Origin of the sequence: Martelella alba, assembly GCF_006516955.1 — a bacterium.
GTDB classification, from domain to species: Bacteria; Pseudomonadota; Alphaproteobacteria; order Rhizobiales; family Rhizobiaceae; genus Martelella; species Martelella alba.
The window spans coordinates 136,134-154,284 of sequence record NZ_VHLG01000001.1 but is presented as its reverse complement, the minus strand read 5'-3'; the positions used below and the strand labels follow the sequence as shown (position 1 = coordinate 154,284).

General features: G+C 53.3%; 13 protein-coding genes, 1 pseudogene and 1 other annotated feature. Of the genes and pseudogenes, 7 read left to right on the top strand and 7 right to left on the bottom strand.

Annotated elements, in window-relative coordinates; translation table 11 throughout:
• Positions 1-37 precede the first annotated feature (37 nt).
• Complete coding sequence (locus FJU08_RS00680; RefSeq protein WP_141147052.1) at positions 38-451, bottom strand: hypothetical protein; 414 nt, start codon at positions 449-451, stop codon at positions 38-40.
• 307 nt (positions 452-758) lie between these two features.
• Between FJU08_RS00680 and FJU08_RS00675 the strand changes: the two genes are divergently transcribed.
• From FJU08_RS00675 to FJU08_RS00665, 3 genes and pseudogenes are all read left to right on the top strand, one after another.
• The gene (locus tag FJU08_RS00675; protein ID WP_141147051.1) at positions 759-1,160 is read left to right on the top strand and encodes a hypothetical protein; all 402 of its coding nucleotides are present in this window, start codon (positions 759-761) and stop codon (positions 1,158-1,160) included.
• A gap of 50 nt (positions 1,161-1,210) precedes the next feature.
• Positions 1,211-4,408 (top strand): ankyrin repeat domain-containing protein, encoded by a 3,198-nt coding sequence (locus FJU08_RS00670; RefSeq protein WP_141147050.1) that lies wholly within the window; start codon positions 1,211-1,213, stop codon positions 4,406-4,408.
• A gap of 12 nt (positions 4,409-4,420) precedes the next feature.
• Positions 4,421-4,907: pseudogene (locus tag FJU08_RS00665) on the top strand (transposase); the annotation flags it as partial.
• Positions 4,704-4,820, top strand: a sequence feature (AL1L pseudoknot). (Overlaps the previous pseudogene by 117 nt.)
• A gap of 551 nt (positions 4,908-5,458) precedes the next feature.
• Here FJU08_RS00665 and FJU08_RS00660 read toward each other — a convergent pair.
• The 6 genes from FJU08_RS00660 to FJU08_RS00635 all read right to left on the bottom strand — a co-directional run bounded on the left by FJU08_RS00660 (position 5,459) and on the right by FJU08_RS00635 (position 11,599).
• Complete coding sequence (locus tag FJU08_RS00660) at positions 5,459-6,355, bottom strand: hypothetical protein (protein ID WP_141147049.1); 897 nt, start codon at positions 6,353-6,355, stop codon at positions 5,459-5,461.
• Between the two features lie 158 nt (positions 6,356-6,513).
• A complete protein-coding gene (locus FJU08_RS00655) occupies positions 6,514-8,028 on the bottom strand; it encodes an argonaute/piwi family protein (protein ID WP_181409699.1) in 1,515 nt (504 codons plus the stop codon).
• Positions 8,025-9,440: a toll/interleukin-1 receptor domain-containing protein gene (locus FJU08_RS00650; RefSeq protein WP_141147048.1), complete on the bottom strand. Its 1,416-nt coding sequence runs from the start codon at positions 9,438-9,440 to the stop codon at positions 8,025-8,027. The genes FJU08_RS00655 and FJU08_RS00650 overlap by 4 nt, the downstream gene beginning before the upstream one ends.
• Before the next feature lie 251 nt (positions 9,441-9,691).
• Positions 9,692-10,672 (bottom strand): hypothetical protein, encoded by a 981-nt coding sequence (locus FJU08_RS00645; protein WP_141147047.1) that lies wholly within the window; start codon positions 10,670-10,672, stop codon positions 9,692-9,694.
• A 132-nt stretch (positions 10,673-10,804) separates the two neighbouring features.
• The gene (locus tag FJU08_RS00640; RefSeq protein WP_235890529.1) at positions 10,805-11,164 is read right to left on the bottom strand and encodes a relaxase/mobilization nuclease domain-containing protein; all 360 of its coding nucleotides are present in this window, start codon (positions 11,162-11,164) and stop codon (positions 10,805-10,807) included.
• Between the two features lie 6 nt (positions 11,165-11,170).
• Positions 11,171-11,599: a plasmid mobilization protein gene (locus tag FJU08_RS00635; RefSeq protein WP_141147046.1), complete on the bottom strand. Its 429-nt coding sequence runs from the start codon at positions 11,597-11,599 to the stop codon at positions 11,171-11,173.
• A 1,106-nt stretch (positions 11,600-12,705) separates the two neighbouring features.
• Between FJU08_RS00635 and FJU08_RS00630 the strand changes: the two genes are divergently transcribed.
• From FJU08_RS00630 to FJU08_RS00615, 4 genes are all read left to right on the top strand, one after another.
• Entirely contained in the window at positions 12,706-14,352 is a 1,647-nt protein-coding gene (locus tag FJU08_RS00630; protein ID WP_141147045.1) for an arylsulfatase, read from the top strand.
• A 99-nt stretch (positions 14,353-14,451) separates the two neighbouring features.
• Positions 14,452-15,450: an HAD family hydrolase gene (locus FJU08_RS00625; RefSeq protein WP_141147044.1), complete on the top strand. Its 999-nt coding sequence runs from the start codon at positions 14,452-14,454 to the stop codon at positions 15,448-15,450.
• 152 nt (positions 15,451-15,602) lie between these two features.
• A complete protein-coding gene (locus tag FJU08_RS00620) occupies positions 15,603-16,874 on the top strand; it encodes an anaerobic sulfatase maturase (protein WP_141147043.1) in 1,272 nt (423 codons plus the stop codon).
• A gap of 124 nt (positions 16,875-16,998) precedes the next feature.
• Positions 16,999-18,093: an O-fucosyltransferase family protein gene (locus FJU08_RS00615; protein WP_141147042.1), complete on the top strand. Its 1,095-nt coding sequence runs from the start codon at positions 16,999-17,001 to the stop codon at positions 18,091-18,093.
• Positions 18,094-18,151: the final 58 nt, after the last annotated feature.

Sequence of the window (18,151 nt, the reverse complement as noted above, 5' to 3'; positions counted from 1 at the left end):
TGGATGGAGGCGGAATTTGGCGTGATCGGTCTGCGTGTCAGCGTTGTGCGCAGCAGCCTTCCGTCCGGCAGCGATGGATTTCGCGGGCGAAATGGATCAGCAGGACCGGCCAGACCAGCCGCATTTGCAGGCGATAGCGGAACGGCTTCGATGCGCGATCCCGGTACCGGTTGATGCTGCGCTTCTGGTCAGCCCCCCAGAGGTCGTCCGTCAGGTTGACATTCTCGTCGACCGGCAAGGGCTTGCCATCGAAACCGAACAGCGTTCCCGTTCGATATTCGAAGACTTCCGTCAGAACCCAATCGGCAATCCCGTCACCGGATAGGTCCAGTTCGTTGATATCAATGGCAAGCTCACAGTTGAACAGGGGTGACCTAATCACCCTGAGCGACGGAGCATCGTGGTTACATGTGCAAATCGATAGTCCGTATTTCCTGGTAGTCGGTTTCATTTTCCAAAGTCCCTTCTAGGACGTGGAAAACAGCGCTGAGTTCCTAGTCGTACGTTGACGCCGGATCATTTCGATCCATTGCCGAAGCTCTGTGAACAGCATCGCTTCTCGGCCTCGGTGGGTCTTCCGGGGACTGTTCTGGAATGCTCTGGAAAGTTCTGGAATCGTACAGTCTGAGAAAAGGCCGGATTTTTCAGTCACAGACCCTAAAATAGCGACGCGCAGAGATGATCTACTAACATATTGATATTTTTATGTAAATTACTATTTTCTTGAATTTATTTAGCCGGCTAATGTATGATAAGGTGTGAGCAATGGAATTCGAAAGCAGCAATATGAGCTTGATTTTGGTGTCGATGAGGAGACCAACCTTCCGCGCTGGATGACAATCAAGCTCGGCGGCAAATTGCACAGTCCTCCAGATGGCCGCCCGTCGCACGTTCTTTTTGACGCAGAGGGCCGCCCATACGAATTTGTTTGGCATCATCTCAACTACCCGCACCGCAAGAATGGCCCGTCTAAATTGAGGATCAACCCCGACAATGGGATTCATGTCATGGAAGAATTCAATGATGTATTCCAGACACCCTCGGCGGATGATGTAGCTTACATCGCGCGAGATAAGGACACTGGAGCGACGTTGAGAGTAGCCCACATGCGTGACCTTGAAACATTTTCACCACCCCCCTGTCCTAGGCTTGAACCTTAGCTGTATTGTTTGAATAATGCGCGTCGGACGTTTTGCGAGGACGCGGCCTAATGGGCATTTCGGCAATTCTGAAATATTCGCAATTTAAAAAGCTAATACCAACAGAGTTCATCGAAGATGGCGCTCCGCATGTTACGGAATTCAAAACCAAGATCGGCAAAGACGCCGCAAGGCTCCGTACATATGGCCCCCTCAAATCAACGGGTAATAAGGCGGAAACCGAGCGTCGATGGACGAACTGGTTGGAAGCTGTCGGCTGTGACGACGACAATGATTGGAAAATCATCAAGACGCTGCACGATGGCAAAATTGATGACCTACAACGTGGCAACGGACGAATTGAATATGCAATTGCAATTTACTATGGTTTCCACAGTCTCCTCGACAATCTGAGCTATGCCGACACAATCGATACGTTGGTCTTCAAGGAGCATTTGCGTGACCGGGGAATCGAGGTTTTCAGACGGGTTGATGACAAGGCTATCTCCAAGGAGCCCCCTCTCTGGCTTCCTGACGTTCAACCGATCGCTGCGGACAAGTCAAATTGGCTTAGCCCGCTTGTCGAGGACGCGTTGCCGTTAACGGGACGAGAGACTGAGAAGAAGAGACTGACCGACTTTGCCCTGAGCAACAGGGGAAATTTTCAGGTCTGGGCGCTTACAGGACCATCCGGTGCTGGAAAGACCCGTCTTGTCACTGAATGGATGCGTGAATTCCGGAAATCATATGGTGACAGCAATTGGAACATTGGTTTTTTGGACCGCGACAGCAAGGAAAAGTGGCGTCAATTTGATCAAAATGATCAGGAGATTTGGAGGATTTGGGAGCCCGACCGACCAACTTTCATTGTGGTTGACTATATTCATAACTTTGCCGACATCATCGCAGTCTTTTTTGCTCGATGGGGGAAAGAGGAAAAAGACGGTCACAATAGCCCGATCCATCCAGTCAGGGTTTTGCTGATCGACCATGTTTTCCCCAAATCCTTCGACCTGTTGCTTCAGGACAAGCGGTTCGAGGGAATTTCCACTGGCGGCACAGATTTTGACCTGAAGAAGGAACGATTTCATCTTTCGTCACCGCTGCACCTTGAACCTCCAGACCAGTCACGTGATCTGCTCATCGAGATATTGAAGCGTGCGTCGCATCTTCACGGACGAGTGCTTGATACGCAGACCGTCAATACGGTGATCGACGAACTTGAAAAAATCAAAGGCGCATGGTGCCCGTTATTCGCCGCACTGCGCGGATATGCGCTGGCGACTGACCCCGGTCTTACGTTTGGGAAGAGGTATGATCTCATCCATTATTATCTGGAAACCCACAATCGGTTACCCTGGAAAGCAGGAACCGACGCTGAGCGGAAAAGCGGAAAATGGGCGGGGTGCATGGTCGCTGTTGCAACGGCGCTGCGGGACTCTTCCTTCGCTGACCTCGTGGACTGCTTGCCAGGCGACCTTGCTGATCGAGATGATTTCGATTTCCTTTTGAGCAACATCAAACAGCAATGCACACAGTTAACGTCCAAAGCTGTTGGTTTCGAACTACAGCGTTTAGAACCGGACATTCTCGGCGAGAGCTTCTTTATTCTGTGGCTGCGCGAATTTGGTCTTGCGGGAAGATTTAGACAAACATTCTTCAAAATGCTTTATCACGCCGACAGAAGCCAGATCGATCGTGATGCAAAGGAGCTTCTATCATTTCTTCGGCAAACAGCGCGCAACCTTGGCAATGACGATCAGGACGATCCCAATGTCGGTCAATCCTGGGAAGCATTGGGAAGCGTACTTGATCCAACTAGGCTTCCGGCAGGCCACCAAATTGGCGAAGCGATTTCGGTCGCAGCCGTCTATGTGTCGGAGCAACTGAGGAGCATCGGCCAGGAAACACTATCCTCGCGCGTGCTTGGCCGTGTTGCCCCCCAATCGATTGTTCGAGCGTCCAATGGCATTATTGTTTCGCAAGCAGCAGAAGCGCTGCTATTATTTTGTAACCGGCATGACAAGATGGGCAAAGATCATCAAGTTTCTAATGGGGATTTGATATCAGTTCTAAGGAATTTCGGGGCCGATCACGAAGGCGGATGGAGCGGGCTAATGTTGGCCAGTTTTCTCGGATGCCTCTCTGTTGCCCAATTGCTGCTCGACTGCGATGCCGAGGTCAATCAGGGCACTACGGACATTGGCTGGACCGCGCTGATGGCGGCCTGTGCGGAAGGCCATTGCGACGTTGCCCAATTGCTGCTCGACCGCGATGCCGAAGTCAATCAGGGCACTACGGACATTGGCTTGACCGCGCTGATGGCGGCCTGTCAGAAAGGCCATCGCGACGTTGCCCAGTTGCTGCTCGACCGCGATGCCGAGGTCAATCAGGGCACTACGGACATTGGCTGGACCGCGCTGATGGCGGCCTGTGCGGAAGGCCATTGTGACGTTGCCCAATTGCTGCTCGACCGCGATGCCGAGGTCAATCAGGGCACTACGGACAGAGGCTGGACCGCGCTGATGTTTGCCTGTCAGGAAGGCCATCGCGACGTCGCCCAATTGCTGCTCGACCGGGATGCCGAGGTCAATCAGGGCACTACGGACAGAGGCTGGACCGCGCTGATGGTGGCCTGTGCGGAAGGCCATCGCGACGTTGCCCAGTTGCTGCTCGACCGGGATGCCGAGGTCAATCAGGGTACTACGGACAGTGGCTGGACCGCGCTGACGTTTGCCTGTCAGGAAGGCCATCGCGACGTCGCCCAGTTGCTGCTCGACCGCGATGCCGAGGTCAATCAGGGCACTACGGACAGTGGCTGGACCGCGTTGATGGCGGCCTGTGCGGAAGGCCATCGCGACGTCGCCCAATTGCTGCTCGATCGGGATGCCGAGGTCAATCAGGGCACTACGGACAGTGGCTGGACCGCGCTGATGGCGGCCTGTGCGAAAGGCCATCGCGACGTTGCCCAGTTGCTGCTCGACCGGGATGCCGAGGTCAATCAGGGCACTACGGACAGAGACTGGACCGCGCTGATGTTTGCCTGTGCGAAAGGCCATCGCGACGTCGCCCAATTGCTGCTCGACCAGGATGCCGAGGTCAATCAGGGAAGGACGGATACTGGCTGGACCGCGCTGATGTTTGCCTGTCAGCAAGGCCATCGCGACGTCGCCCAATTGCTGCTCGATCGGGATGCCGAGGTCAATCAGGGAATGACGGACAATGGCGGGATGAACCGCACCGGCTTTGCCGGAGACCCTAACTCGTGAGAAGTAGGGTCCATGACAAGCAAGACGACGAACAAATTCTCTCCTGAAGTCCGCGCCCGCGCCGTTCGAATGGTGGCGGAGCAGGAAGCCGAACATCCCTCCCGTTGGACGGCGTCTGCTCGATTGCCGCCAAGATCGGCTGCTCTGCACCCACGCTGAATGAGTGGGTGAAGAAGTCCGCGGTGGACAGCGGCAAGCGAGCGGGTCTGCCGAGCGATGTCTCGGAGAAGATGAAGGCTCTGGAACGGGAGAACCGCGAGCTGCGTCAGGCGAACGAGATTTTACGCAAAGCCTCAGCGTATTTTGCCCAGTCGGAGCTCGACCGCCCACTGAAGCGATGATTTCCTTCATCGACGAACACTGCGCGGTGCTCGGGGTCGAGCCGATCTGCAGACTGCTGCCGATTGCCCCGTCCACCTATTACGAGAGCATTGCCAAGCGCACGGACGTGAGCCTCCTATCGGCCTGCACCCGACGCGACATGGCCCTGAAGACCGAATTTCATTCGGAGGCAAGGTTGTGTGGGGGCTGACCCCACCACCTTGGCAAGGGGCTTTGCCCCGTTGCATCCCCTTCATATAAAAGACCAGCCACTTTGCCTTCAACGATGGTTGGGTGCCTTGAATTACCGCTCAATTAGATTAGTGATTGGCAGCGCGACGTGATGCTTGTTGGTGTGATAGTCGCCGATTTCCCGCTGGATTTGGTGGTGCCTTTGTCCCTTTCTGGCCCGTCGTCTCATGCGACGGCATGCTTTCCTTCGTGGAAGGTGTATCGGAGCATGTTATGGCGATATTGGTCATTTCGAATTCGGCAATCTATTGACCGCTATTTGGTCAAAATCGCAACAATACCCTGTATCATAGATCCAATCCCGCCCAACGCTGTGCACACACCTATCACGATCGCAAAGAGTTTCTCACGCCGATTCAATGCTAATTTTGCATCCGTTACTACAGGCTCACCATCCCAATATAGCCTTCCTCTTTCGTCGTATTCCATTCGATCGAGATCGTTTGGTAAGATTTTTTTCTTCATTAAAGCAACAACCTAACTCGGACGCATTTGGTTCCTTAGGAGTTCGGCAATATCTTGAAGAATTTGATTGGTTTTTTCGTTACCCTCACGGATTTCATGGCGGAGCGCATCATTCCCCTTGCTCATCTCCTCACGGAGCTTCTTATTGTCATCCGCCATCTCTTGGCGTAAAAGTTCGTTGTCGGCATGCACGTCCGTTTTGAAGTTTAGGAATTCCCTTTCAACGGCTTGAATCAGTTCGTTGTTAAAGGTGACAGAAAGATTTAACTGTGATATATCTCTAGACAAATTGACAAAGTTGCTTTGTGTTTGTCTTACATCTTTCCTGATTTCCCTGGATGTAACTTGTAATTCTTCGAAATAAGGCCGAATTGCTTCGTATATTCCCCTCTCAAAGTCGGTCTTTTCTCTTTTTTCTACCATATCTGACCAACTTTCTACAGGCGTGTGATCTTCTATGTGGGCCGAGCGCGATATTGAATCCTCATGATAACTCAATCCAGCCTCGGTTGAAAAGCCATAACTTTTGCTGGCTTCGGTGATTATGTCGGTACATGTCCGCGAATTTGCAAGGGTCACCTGCGAGGAAGTGTCCGTAAGTTCTTGAATGTACTCATATTCATAGAACTTTACTTGGCTCTCAAATTTTTCCAGGAAACCGCTAGCCCTAAGTTGATCAAACATTCTTCCATACACGCGTAATTCGGCTTCGTTTCTCTCCCCGCGTGCTGATATCTTGCAACTATTGATGACGAAAATAGGTCCTTTGGTAATCACAAGAGCTGCAGCTATAGCGCGAATTAAGCGGTCAATTCCAAGAGCGCCCGCGTCAACAATAAATGGAGGAAAAATCGAGTGAGGCGAGCTTGGCGGGTATGCAACAATCGCCCTCTTCTTCTCGTGTCTCATCGCGAAAACCAGTTTATTTGACAATATATAATTGATAAGGTTGAAAAATAAATATGTCAAATTATAAGAGTCTTTTAGAGAAGACAGATATCGTAGCGCGATACCTTCAGCTTACGATCCCGCATCGGCATAAAAAACTTGATCACGAAAATACCAGCTTAAATATAATATTTAAATGGTAGCGGCGGCGTGTTGTCGGTCGGGCCCGCGGTCAAAATTTCACCGACCAAGTCGGCAAATCTCAGTGTTACCGGGAGGCCATCCGAAAATCCGGCATTGTTGAAGTTTAGCTTGGTCAACGATAAAAGGTCGGCGAGAACGGTTTCAATATCCGTTTCGCCACGAACGATGTCCACGGTAAGCGGATTGGGCACCTCCCGACCAGGATAGGTGTTTAGACGAGGTGTGAATCCTACGCTCCAAAGATATGCCTTTCGAGCTCCTGCGATCATGGCTGTCCCTCGTAATACAGGACGATCGCCAAAGCGAAACAGCTTGATCTCGGTTTGCCGCTTGATGCGAACACCGACGAGTTTCGTGCCCTCCGGCACCGAGCTCGCAAAGCCCGCCCACTCATCGTCGCCGAATGCCGCCTGACCGTGGATGAAAAGTTCTGTTGGCGGACGATCATGCGAATCGCAGTAAGCTTTGACGACCATATCCATGAGTTCGGCTGCTTTCTCCTTCGAAAGCTGATACTGGCCGTTGACCTCCGAGTACCAAGGGCCTACCGCACCCTTGAAAACGACGCCGTCTCCGCTTGAAAGGAACATCTGGGCGCCGCAACAAGCATTGTCTCGCCCTTTGGCATTTTCGATACGTTTGTAGACCAGTCCGACATAGCAGACATGTTCACGCACATCAGCAATGCGCCACGGTCGGCCGCCAGATTTGTAAAAGCTCGTTGTGGCGAGATTCCATGCGACCGAAGCGGTATCCTGTAATGATCGTCGGCTGTCTTCCTCAGCGAGCAACGGCGCGAGTGTCGTCTCGCGAACTACCTGGATTACCTGTTTTGTATCAAGTAGTCTCGCCTTAAGCTGGTTGTGAAAATTGAGTTCATACTCATAAATTGCTGCAGCCTCGACCTCTTCGGAAAAAAGGGAGCCCTCACGAAGAATCTTTTGCGCCACGCGCTTACCTAGTGCTCCCTTTGTAGACTCACGAATATCGCGTGGCACATTCGATTGCGGTCGACCATAACGGAAAACTTCCTCGGGTACGATCGCGTACCATAGCTGCGGTCGCGCTTCTTCTTCTCGTAAGTACCTGCGCAGGGCTTCTTCATACAGGTCAACTGCCTTATAAATTGCCTCATGGCGATCGTCGCCTCGTATCCGGCGGCTGAGTTCTGCGCCATCGATCTGGCATGAAGCGAAAGGTTTTGCTGGCCAAGGAATGCCGAAGACCGCCTGAAAACCCGGCCACATCATCTTGTTCTCGGGCCTTCCTTTTTCAGGTTCGGCGATATTCGTCTGGATTGATTGAACCCAGCTTTCATAGATCGCCGCGGCTCGCTTAGTACCGATGATGCCGATATCCATACGTGCTGGGCTCTGGTTAGAGACCGGCGGCCCGAACAGGAACAAGCCATCTTTCGGGTGTTCTGCTTTCTGGCCAAAGCCGAATGCCAATTGCGGTTCATCAATATGAATCAGACGCCATTCGTTCATTCTGCTGCCTCCGATGTTTCCTTATCGGTGTCCTCAAGCAGGAAGTCCTCATTACTGCATTCGTCGATCTCAGATTCGGCGGGGTCTTCTGCCTCTTCTGGTTCCATCAGCATCAGGTCGTCCGTCATCCGGCGCACTGCCGTCAACTCAAGTAGGGCTCTATTCAGTACCAGTTCGTCAGATCCAAGGCTGATGGGGATGTTCTGATTTTCCGCGGCTAAAAACGCACAAAAAGCTTGTTGCAACTGTCGCCAGTGCTTGTTCCACCAGTTCTTACAGAATTGCCGACGGATTGCCGACGTTTTTCTTACATCGGCGATGGCGGTAACGCCGTCTTCAGAAAAGCAGATATAGGGTTTAAAGCGCACGAATGGGATGTCGCCCAGCGTAACAGTCACCTTCATGGCGAGATGCCAGAACACCCTATATCGCTCGCTACGTCCAACGACATTTTTTCTCGTGGTTTTACCCGAGGCAGCCAGATAAGCGACTTTGTCGTTAGTGACCAAACCTCTGGGGAAGTAGTATGCGGTGCCTGAGGACGTCTCATAACGTTTGAGTCCGCGGTTAACGAGATGCCTCTCGACGTGCTCGCGCAGAAGGTGGGTAGCAATATTGCGCGCATCCGCAGCATCTGGTGAAGTGACATTCGCCGTCTTACCCGACAGAAAACCCGCCAGCGGCAACTGTGCCCGAAGTGAAAGCGTGCTGGCTGGTGGCAAGTTGGATTGCAGGCTGGCCAGATCGAGAAAAGATATGATTAGCCTATAGAAAAAACGATGCGGTAGCCCCGCGCCCTGAAATGCATCCCTGATGCCCCCCTCAGAGCCGGCATACTCGTAAAAATTCACGGAAGTTGGCAGCGTCGCGATGGGCAACCAGTTAGTCAGGACCGGCTCTTCGGTCTTTTCAACAAGAGCGGCCGTACTGGTGAAACTATCGAGCCAGGCCTCGAACTCGGCGGTACGATCATCCTGATGCCGAGGGACATTAGCCACCTCGAGAGTGTCCAGCAGTTCAACAAGCCGAACGCCCCAATCGCGCGAAAAGTCGAGTGCATTGAGTTGGTGAACCTGTATCGGAAAATCGCCGAATGGGACGTCATCAATCCGCACCGGAATGATGAATTCCTGATCACCCAAGGTTTTCTTCAGCGTATCCGCTACCGAGAGCTCATTGCGGACGCCCGATCGCGCAGGGTCTACGCTCTGGCGCGAAACGACGAAGATGACTTTTATGGCTCGCTGCCGGAGCGCTTCTTCGATTGTGCGCCAGAAGGGAGTCCCCCCTTTCAATTCGAACAGGTCTGCCCAGACACGATAGCCATGCCCACTCAGCCGCGCGCCAAGCCACCGAACGAACGTATTGTCGTCAGGAGTCGCATGACAGATGAAGACCGTATCGCGCATCATGCCGATTTTACTTTCCCTTGGGTTGGAGATTATCAAATATTCTTACGATCATCTCGCTCTCGAAAAAATATAATTATTAATTATCCACATTCTTGTTTTGTTCGCGGATTCTCCTTCGGACGTCAACTGCGATTTAGGCGTGTCTAGTGCCGGAGCCAGCCAGAGAGACGGCTACTAGGTCGCTGACGTTTGAAATCCGGTGATTCTACCTAACCTGCCTCCGACGGGAAGGTATAGCCTTCCGAGGCAACTCAAAATAGCGTTGTGTGCTCCTTAGCGCGATTGTTAGCAAGAGTAAAACTGTCACCCTCCCATACGACATCATGCCGCTCTAGCTTTTGATCAAGGGCACGTTTTCGTGCCTGTCGTTTAAGCTCTTTTAGTGCTTTTTCCTTGCTGATACCGAGGTGAAGCAGGCTGTTGCCGGTTATTGTCAAATAGGTCATCATGATCGTAGCGATCAGACCCGCCAGACGGAACGCCCATTTAGGCTCGATATAGTCAGGGAGGGGAAGGAAAGTCATAATTGCCAAGATCAATGCGCCAAGCCACGCAACGGCCTTCTTGGTACGTTGCTGACGTCTGAGGATTATCGAAACGTCTCGGCAGAGTGATTTGTGCGCCGTAAAATCTTCACGCCGCTGCTGGCACAGTTCTTCCTCGAGAGATTGTCGGGCGCCGGCCTCCGTCCTGATCTTCTCATGGTCCTTTGCGCTTCGCTCCAGTGCTCTTTGCCGTTCCTCGTTCAAGGTACTCTTGTGTTGCCGCCGTTCTTCTTCGAGATAAGGATGCAACATCTCGTTGAAAAGTTCGGAAATGTTGTCGGCGTTAGGGACGCTTGCCGCACCCAACGTCTTGTCCATCAACATCTGTGCGCTTCGGTCGCGTGACACAAGTAAATCGAGTTGCCGGATTTTCGCTTCGTCTCCAAGTTGCTGTGTGATCTGTCGAACCGCATTTACAACGCCCGGCCGTATTGCAAGAACTTGCTCGCAACTAGCCAAAAGAAGGCGCTTCGGTATTTCGAGGTTGCCTGCTCCAAGGCCCGTGCGAAGCCAAATTGAAGTCGAAAAAACACGTCGATGTACGACTGGCGGTATGGAGGAAGGACTCGCGACGCCAAGTTCGACGCACTTTCTTCGTGTCAATTGGGCAAGAAGACCATTCTTCGTAAGAAGAACGAATTTTGCATTGAACAGATCCCGGGTACTGCGACCTCGGCGCTGACGCATGATAATCCACCGGGTGCTGAAACAGGATACGCTCTGCATCAGCTTTTGCGGCTGGACGGCATTGCCGGACTTTACCGCCGCATGGGACGAGGCCGGTTTCCGGATCGTCGGACATATCGTCTGGACGAAGGATTATGCCTCATCGATCCGCGACCAGACGCAATGCGCATGGCGGCGGCCCTTCTTCTCGTGGAAGACGATGGCGCGCGGCTGGCCGGTGAGGCCGAGCCGCCGTTCGATATCGGCAATCACCGTCTCGAATTCGGCGATCGACACTTTCGCCGATTTCGGCGGATTGAGGCTGAGCGAGAACAGATACTGCTCGCACTTCGTCCCGCGCGAAATGGCTTCGGCTTCCTTGAACGCGCCGATCAGGTCATCGGCGAGAAAGCCGCGCAGCTCGTGGATCACCGCATGCTCGTTGTCTTCGGTGTTGAGCAGATGCAGGGCCAGTTCCCGGCCATGGGCCCGCTGATTGCCCTTGAGGATCATGCCGGGTCACTCCCGCATCCCAAGGGCGCGCATCAGCGTCGCCCGGATCAGAAGCACATGCGCGTAGGCCTCGTCGATCCGGCCCAGAGCCTTGTCGTCGATTGTCAGGCTGCCGATATTCGCATGGTAGGCAAGCTGGTTCAGATTATTGGCGATCCGCGATTGCCCCAACAATCCGAGCAACTGCGCGATCGCGGCCTTGTCGGCCACCGAGGCCGCCGAGCGGGGTTTCCGGCGCGGCAGTTCCTCCTGCAGCGCCATCGCCCGGATATAGACGCCAAGCGCCATGCCGTCAGCCAGTTCCTGCAGCCGTTCATAATCGTCCGGCGAGAAGCGGACGGTGACACGCGGACAGTCGCGTGTCGTCTTGTGGCCGGCGCGCGCGCCGCCCTTGTTCTTGGCGGTTTTGGTGAAGGTGCTGGCGAGGGCGCTCATGGCGATGGCCCCCGGACCCTGGACAGTTGCCCACAGTCTCGCTTCGGTGTTTCCGTAACGCCGCTATCCGTGTCTTTCAGCGCCAGAAGTGCCTGCGCAGCTTGCGGATCGGCCCGGAGAATGACCTCCCAATTTTCCAGTTCAGTAAAGATGTCAGACAGAGATTCCGGTTCTATGTTGCTCCGCTCAGCTGCACCATCTCTCTCCAGGAGAGTTAACTTTCTCAATAACTTAGCTGTTATTTTTTGCACCCCGATAAATCCATGCGTTGGGGGCCGCTTTCTCTGTACATCACTGTTCAAGCCAGTTTCCCGCAATCGCCGCTGCGGGGATAGATCTTGCTCGCTTTAGTCTCTGAACGATCAGAGATAGCCATGATTTGCAATGGCTGCGACCAAGCCCGGCGAACCCCTTGTGTTTACAGCGAGCGGGCAAGTAGGGCCGGTCGGCAGCAATGCTTCACGTCTTGCGCATCACCGACATATTGTCACCGTTTACGATTGATTTTTCGCCGCACCCCAAGACATAGGTCGTGCGCTCGACCTGCATCGATCGTGCGATCCTTCCAGGCTTCGATCCCTCCACACTCGGGTGCGACCTATCCGCGCATCTGGCGTTGAAACTGCGCCAACTGGCGCTTCGTAAGCCCCACTAAGCGTAAGTAGTTAGCGACAAATACGACAAGAATCGACACATTCAAACATTTGATAAAACGATATAATCAAGTTCATATTTGATTTCCATTCTTTGAAAAATTTAGTTTTTTCTGAATTTAAATGATTGTTTTTCAGACGTATACACAGGGCATTGATTTGAAATAGGAATCATAATAGATGATACTAAAAAAATATGGGTCATCTTTAAACGTCTTCTGAATAGCTCAAAATATTCGACAAAAAAACATAAGTCGAAACCATTTTGAGAATTGGTGTTCTGAAGAGGTGAAAGAATTGTTTCAGCTTACCCCGGGGGATAGCCTGTTGGAACGAAAGGCCAAAAAAATACACAACCAGGATCCCGTCGGTACCTCCGAGCTTTGCTTTCACGTGTGAAGGCGATGCTCAGCAAGCAATCCGAAATGCCATCATCCAGATTGGAGATACGGGATGAAAACGAAATCTATTGTCAAATCGCTCTTTGCCTGCTCAGCCATTGCACTGACCGCTGGCCAGGCCGCAGCACAGGAACAGGCCAAACCGAATATACTTCTGATCGTATCGGACGATACGGGCTGGGGGGATCTGGGGCCTTACCTCGGTGGCGCAGCGCGCGGCATGCCGACGCCGAATTTCGACAAGCTGGCCGCTGAGGGCATGTTCTTCACCAATTTCTATGGTCAGCCGAGCTCCACCCCCGGCCGTGCCGCAATGCAGACGGGGCGCATTCCCAACCGCTCCGGCATGACCACCGTTGCCTTTCAGGGGCAGGGTGGCGGCTTGCCTGCAGCCGAGTGGACGCTTGCTTCCGTGTTGAAGACCGGCGGCTACAAGACATATTTCACCGGCAAGTGGCATCTGGGTGAGGCCGACTACGCCCTGCCGAATGCGCAGGGCTATGACGAGATGAAATATGCCTTTCTTTATCATCTCAATGCCTACACCTACACTGACCCGAAATTCTTCCCCAATATGAGCCAGGATATACGCGACGTGTATGTCAAAGCGACCAAAGGTGCGCTTTCCGGCAATGCGGGTGAAACGGCGACCGAAGATTTCAAGGTTAACGGTCAATATGTCGACACTCCTGACAAGGGTGTTGTCGGCATTCCATATCTGGATGCCTATGTGGAAAAAGCCACGATGGGTTTCCTTGAGGAGGCTGCCAAGGACAAATCTGAGCCGTTCTTCATCAATGTAAACTTCATGAAGAACCATCAGCCGAACCTGCCGCATCCCGATTTCATCGGCAAATCGATATCCAAATCGAAATATGCCGATTCGGTCGTCGAACTGGATTCGCGTGTCGGCAACATTCTCGACAAGCTGGATGAGCTTGGACTGGCCGACAACACGCTCGTTTTCTACACAGTTGACAATGGCGCATGGCAGGATGTCTACCCCGACGCGGGATACACGCCGTTCCGTTCCACCAAGGGGACGGACCGTGAAGGCGGCAGCCGCGTTCCGGCAATTGTTCGCTGGCCCGGCCATGTGAAGCCTGGCACGCGCAGCGATGACATTGCCGGTGGGCTGGATCTGATGGCAACCTTCGCCTCTGCCGCTGGCATCACCCTGCCAACCGAGGATCGCGAAGGCAAACCGACCATTTTTGACAGTTATGATATGACGCCGGTTCTCGAAGGAACGGGGCCGGACAAGCGTCGCGAATGGTTCTACTTCACCGAGAATGAACTGTCGCCTGGCGCCGTCCGGGTCGACAACTTCAAATATGTGTTCAATCTGCGTGGCGATAATGGTATGACGACCGGTGGTCTTGCCGTCGATTCCAATCTTGGCTGGAAAGGCGCTGAGAAATACGTCGCCACTGTGCCGCAGGTCTTCGATCTGGCTGCTGACCCGCAGGAACGCTACGACATCTTCATGAACAACTTCACCGAAACCACATGGGCGATGATTCCCGCCAATGAAGCGATGTCCACGATCATGAAGACCTACATTCAATATCCGCCTCGGAAACTGCAGAGCGAGACCTATACCGGGCCGATCACGATCACCCAGTATCAGAATCTGAAATACATTCAGGATTCGCTGAAAGAAAACGGCTTCAGTATCGGTCTTCCCACCGGAAACTGATCACGCTTTGTAAAGACACCTCCGTCGCGGCTTGTCGCGGCGGGGGGCTTATGCCTATTCGACCAAACTCATGGCGTTGCCAATGGGAGCGAATATACAATGCAGATCCGATCCGTTTTCATCGCCGTGACTGCGACCATTTGCAGCGGGATTTTTGTCTCGGTCGCCGCTTTTGCGCAGGACGATCCGTTGCCATCCTGGAATGACGGCGCCAGCAAACAGGCAATTATCGCGTTTGTCACGGATGTCACGAGTGATGACAGCGCCGATTACGTTCCGGTCGCTGAGCGCGTGGCAACCTTTGACAATGACGGAACGCTCTGGGTTGAGCAGCCGATGTATACGCAGCTGGCCTTCGCGATCGACCGTGTTCACCAGCTCGCTGGCGAACACCCTGAATGGAGTACAACCCAGCCTTTTCAGGCCGTGCTTGAGAATGACATCACAGCACTTGGCCAATCCGGTGAGAAGGGGCTCATGGAGATTATCGCCGCGACGCATGCCGGCATGAGCACGGCTGAATTCGAAAAAATCGTCACGGACTGGATAGCCACGGCCAGGGACCCGCATTTCGGCAAAGCCTACACCTCGCTTGTCTACGAACCCATGCTCGAATTGATGGATTATCTGCGGGCAAATGGCTTCAAGACCTATATCGTCTCTGGCGGCGGCATTGAGTTCATGCGCCCCTGGACGGAACAGGTCTATGGCATCCCGCCCGAGCAGGTTGTCGGCTCTTCGATTGTTTCGGAATATCAGGTCGTTGACGGCGTCCCCAGCCTTCAGCGCACGGGCAAAGTAGCCTTCATCGACGACAAGGAAGGCAAGCCTGTCGGCATTCTCTCCCATATCGGCCGCCGCCCGATCGCCGCTTTCGGCAATTCAGATGGCGATTACCAGATGCTGCAATGGACCAAGAGCGGCCCGGGCAGGACGCTGGGTATGATTGTCCATCACGATGACAGCGCGCGCGAATATGCCTATGATCGCAACAGCCATTTCGGCAGGCTCGACAAGGGCCTGGATGATGCCGGCAGTGAGGGCTGGCTAATCATCAGCATGAAAAATGACTGGGCTGAAATCTTTCCGCAAGATTAGCTGGGGTGCGGCGGGACGACGCCTTATCTGCCGTCTCGCTCTTCGGTCATGCAGAAGCGCTATACAGCCGGGTCCGGGCGGGAAGGTCGCAAGGCCATTGACACGGCGGTGCATTTCTCGAACTCTTCAACCAAGGCCAAATGGAGGATGTCATGGATCTGAGCGAAAAGGCGACGGACGAGGAAAAGGCATTTCCGGCGCTTGATCCCTCCCGCTATGCCGCCAAGGGACAGACGCACCGCTTTCATGCCATGCTGAAGCCGTCGGGCGCACAGTGCAATCTTGATTGCACATATTGCTTCTATCTGCATAAGGAAGGCCTTCTCCACCAGCCGAAGTCACCGCGCATGAGCGATACGGTGCTGGAACAACATGTTCGCCAGTATATCGAGGCGCAGGATGGCGATGAGGTCGTTTTCAGCTGGCAGGGCGGTGAGCCGACATTGATGGGGCTCGATTTCTTCAAGAAAGTGGTTGCCTTGCAGCAGCGCCATGCCAAGGCGGGCCAGAGGATCGAAAATGATCTCCAGACCAACGGCGTTCTGCTCGACGAGGAATGGTGCCAGTTTCTCAAGGAGCATAATTTCCTTGTCGGCCTTTCGATTGATGGTCCTGAACATCTGCATGATCGGTACCGCGTTAACAAGGCCGGGCGGCCGACCTTTCAGAAGGTCCTCGCCGCTGCAAAGCTTTTGCAGGCCTATGAGATACCCTTCAGCGCGCTCTGCGTGATCAACAATGCCAATGCAGAACATCCGCTGGAAGTCTATCGGTTCCTGCGTGATGAAATCCGCCCACGGCTGATCCAGTTCATTCCCGGCATGGAAAAGAAGGATTTTTTCCAGACTGCACCGCAACATTGGGACCCGAATCTTCTGCCCCGTGAAAATGCGCCCGCCGCCCAGCCTGGCAAATCCTGGTCCGTCGTTGCCGACTGGTCGGTTAGCCCAAAGCAGTGGGGCCATTTCCTCAATACCGTATGGGATGAGTGGCGGGAGCGTGATTTTGGCAAGGTTTTCATCGATCAGTTCGAAAACGTGCTCTCGATGCTGCTTGGTCGCGGATCACAGCAATGTGTCACCAGCCGAATTTGCGGAAAGGCCGTGGCGGTAGAGCATAATGGTGACATCTATAGTTGTGACCATTTTGTTTATCCAGAGTTCAAAATCGGCAATATCCTCGACCAGCATGAAGGCAACCTGGCCTTTGGTGAAAAACAGATGCGGTTTGGTCTCGACAAGTCAAAAAACCTGCCGAAAAAATGCCAGCAGTGTCGCTATCTCCAGCTCTGCTGGGGGCACTGCCCGAAGGACAGATTCCTTAAAACCTCCGATGGCGAAGCCGGTCTTCACTATCTCTGCCATGGTCTGCAGGATTTCTACGGCCATGTGATCAAGACGTGCAACGAGCTGGCCGCACAATAGCGTCGGGTATAGGTCGATTGATAGAAAATCAATTCCTGGTTGTTTTTTTGAGATATGCTTTATTGCTAAAATTTTAGAATTCGTTTAGTTGACATGCGTAAGTCAATAATTGTTACGTAACCTGATGGAATTTGAAAAGCTTCTTCTCGCTCGACCGCTCGGCGGATTGAATGACAGCCTTGTGCAACTTGAGCTGTGCAGAAGTTATGCGCAGCGTTTCGGCCGGACGCTTATCATTGATACCAATGCGGGCAACCTCAAGGACGACTTTCATATCTATTTTGAACCACTTGCCCATTTTGGCGTTCCATTGAGGCTCTATTCAGCTGATGTGGTGCAGGACCTCAACCAGATTGACAGCGTCAGGCCTGCGGCGGTCACACATCAATTATCAACCTATAAGCTCAAATTCATCGAGCAACGCTATGTCCTTGCCGATAAAAAGGTTCCCGTCCAATTTGATATGGCGGCGGACCACAAGGAACAACTTCTGGTTCATGAACAGTGTGGCGGCGGGCGCGATTCCTTCAATTTTTTACAACATGTCTGTCTGCAACCATTCCTAGCAAACGAGATTGTCAAACGGCTGCTCTCGCTCAAGCTCGGCTATGACGCAATTCATGTGCGCCACACCGACTACCAGACAGATTATCGAAACTTCCTGAAACGACTGGCACCTTCAGTGAGAGGGCGCCGCGTCCTGCTGTGCACAGACAGTCCGCAAGTCCAGGAAGAAGCGCCGGCGCTTCTGGCGGGCTGTGCCGACGTGCTGATGCTGAGCCAAATACCCGACACTGGTGGTCTGCCTGGCCATGAGCTCGGTCGTGAGGGCGCATTCAAGCGCAATATTGATGCGCTGACAGATCTTGTCGCGATGGCTTGCTCCAGGCGTTTTTACTTCACCAATGTCTCGCAGGGTAACATTTCGGGTTTTTCTATGCTGGCCGAATCCCTTCGGCTGAACCCGGCATTGACACTGAGCCTGCTCCGCAATGCCGATCCACTACTACTCGACCGATTTCGCCGTGATCTTGGCATCGCCCAGAATGCAATCGGCAAGCCCGTTGACGAGATCCGCCGTCTCATTGCCGATCAGATGCAATGGCGGTGGAACCGTGCAGCCAAACACCTGACCAAGCGGCTGCGCAAGAAACAGGTTCTCATCCCCGCATTGCGGCCCATGCCACGATGGGCCTTCTGGCGGCGGCTTCAGGCATAAAACGGCAAAAGGCCCGGAGTACCAAAGCTCCAGGCCTTTCCTTTTCAGCCAAATCAGC

Excerpts from the sequence above, each read along its gene's own strand:
- FJU08_RS00680 (WP_141147052.1), bottom strand. The coding sequence starts at position 451 with ATGAAACCGACTACCAGGAAATACGGACTATCGATTTGCACATGTAAC.
- FJU08_RS00670 (WP_141147050.1), top strand. The coding sequence starts at position 1,211 with ATGGGCATTTCGGCAATTCTGAAATATTCGCAATTTAAAAAGCTAATA.
- FJU08_RS00660 (WP_141147049.1), bottom strand. The coding sequence starts at position 6,355 with ATGAGACACGAGAAGAAGAGGGCGATTGTTGCATACCCGCCAAGCTCG.
- FJU08_RS00655 (WP_181409699.1), bottom strand. The coding sequence starts at position 8,028 with ATGAACGAATGGCGTCTGATTCATATTGATGAACCGCAATTGGCATTC.
- FJU08_RS00650 (WP_141147048.1), bottom strand. The coding sequence starts at position 9,440 with ATGATGCGCGATACGGTCTTCATCTGTCATGCGACTCCTGACGACAAT.
- FJU08_RS00645 (WP_141147047.1), bottom strand. The coding sequence starts at position 10,672 with ATGCGTCAGCGCCGAGGTCGCAGTACCCGGGATCTGTTCAATGCAAAA.
- FJU08_RS00640 (WP_235890529.1), bottom strand. The coding sequence starts at position 11,164 with ATGATCCTCAAGGGCAATCAGCGGGCCCATGGCCGGGAACTGGCCCTG.
- FJU08_RS00635 (WP_141147046.1), bottom strand. The coding sequence starts at position 11,599 with ATGAGCGCCCTCGCCAGCACCTTCACCAAAACCGCCAAGAACAAGGGC.
- FJU08_RS00630 (WP_141147045.1), top strand. The coding sequence starts at position 12,706 with ATGAAAACGAAATCTATTGTCAAATCGCTCTTTGCCTGCTCAGCCATT.
- FJU08_RS00625 (WP_141147044.1), top strand. The coding sequence starts at position 14,452 with ATGCAGATCCGATCCGTTTTCATCGCCGTGACTGCGACCATTTGCAGC.
- FJU08_RS00620 (WP_141147043.1), top strand. The coding sequence starts at position 15,603 with ATGGATCTGAGCGAAAAGGCGACGGACGAGGAAAAGGCATTTCCGGCG.
- FJU08_RS00615 (WP_141147042.1), top strand. The coding sequence starts at position 16,999 with ATGGAATTTGAAAAGCTTCTTCTCGCTCGACCGCTCGGCGGATTGAAT.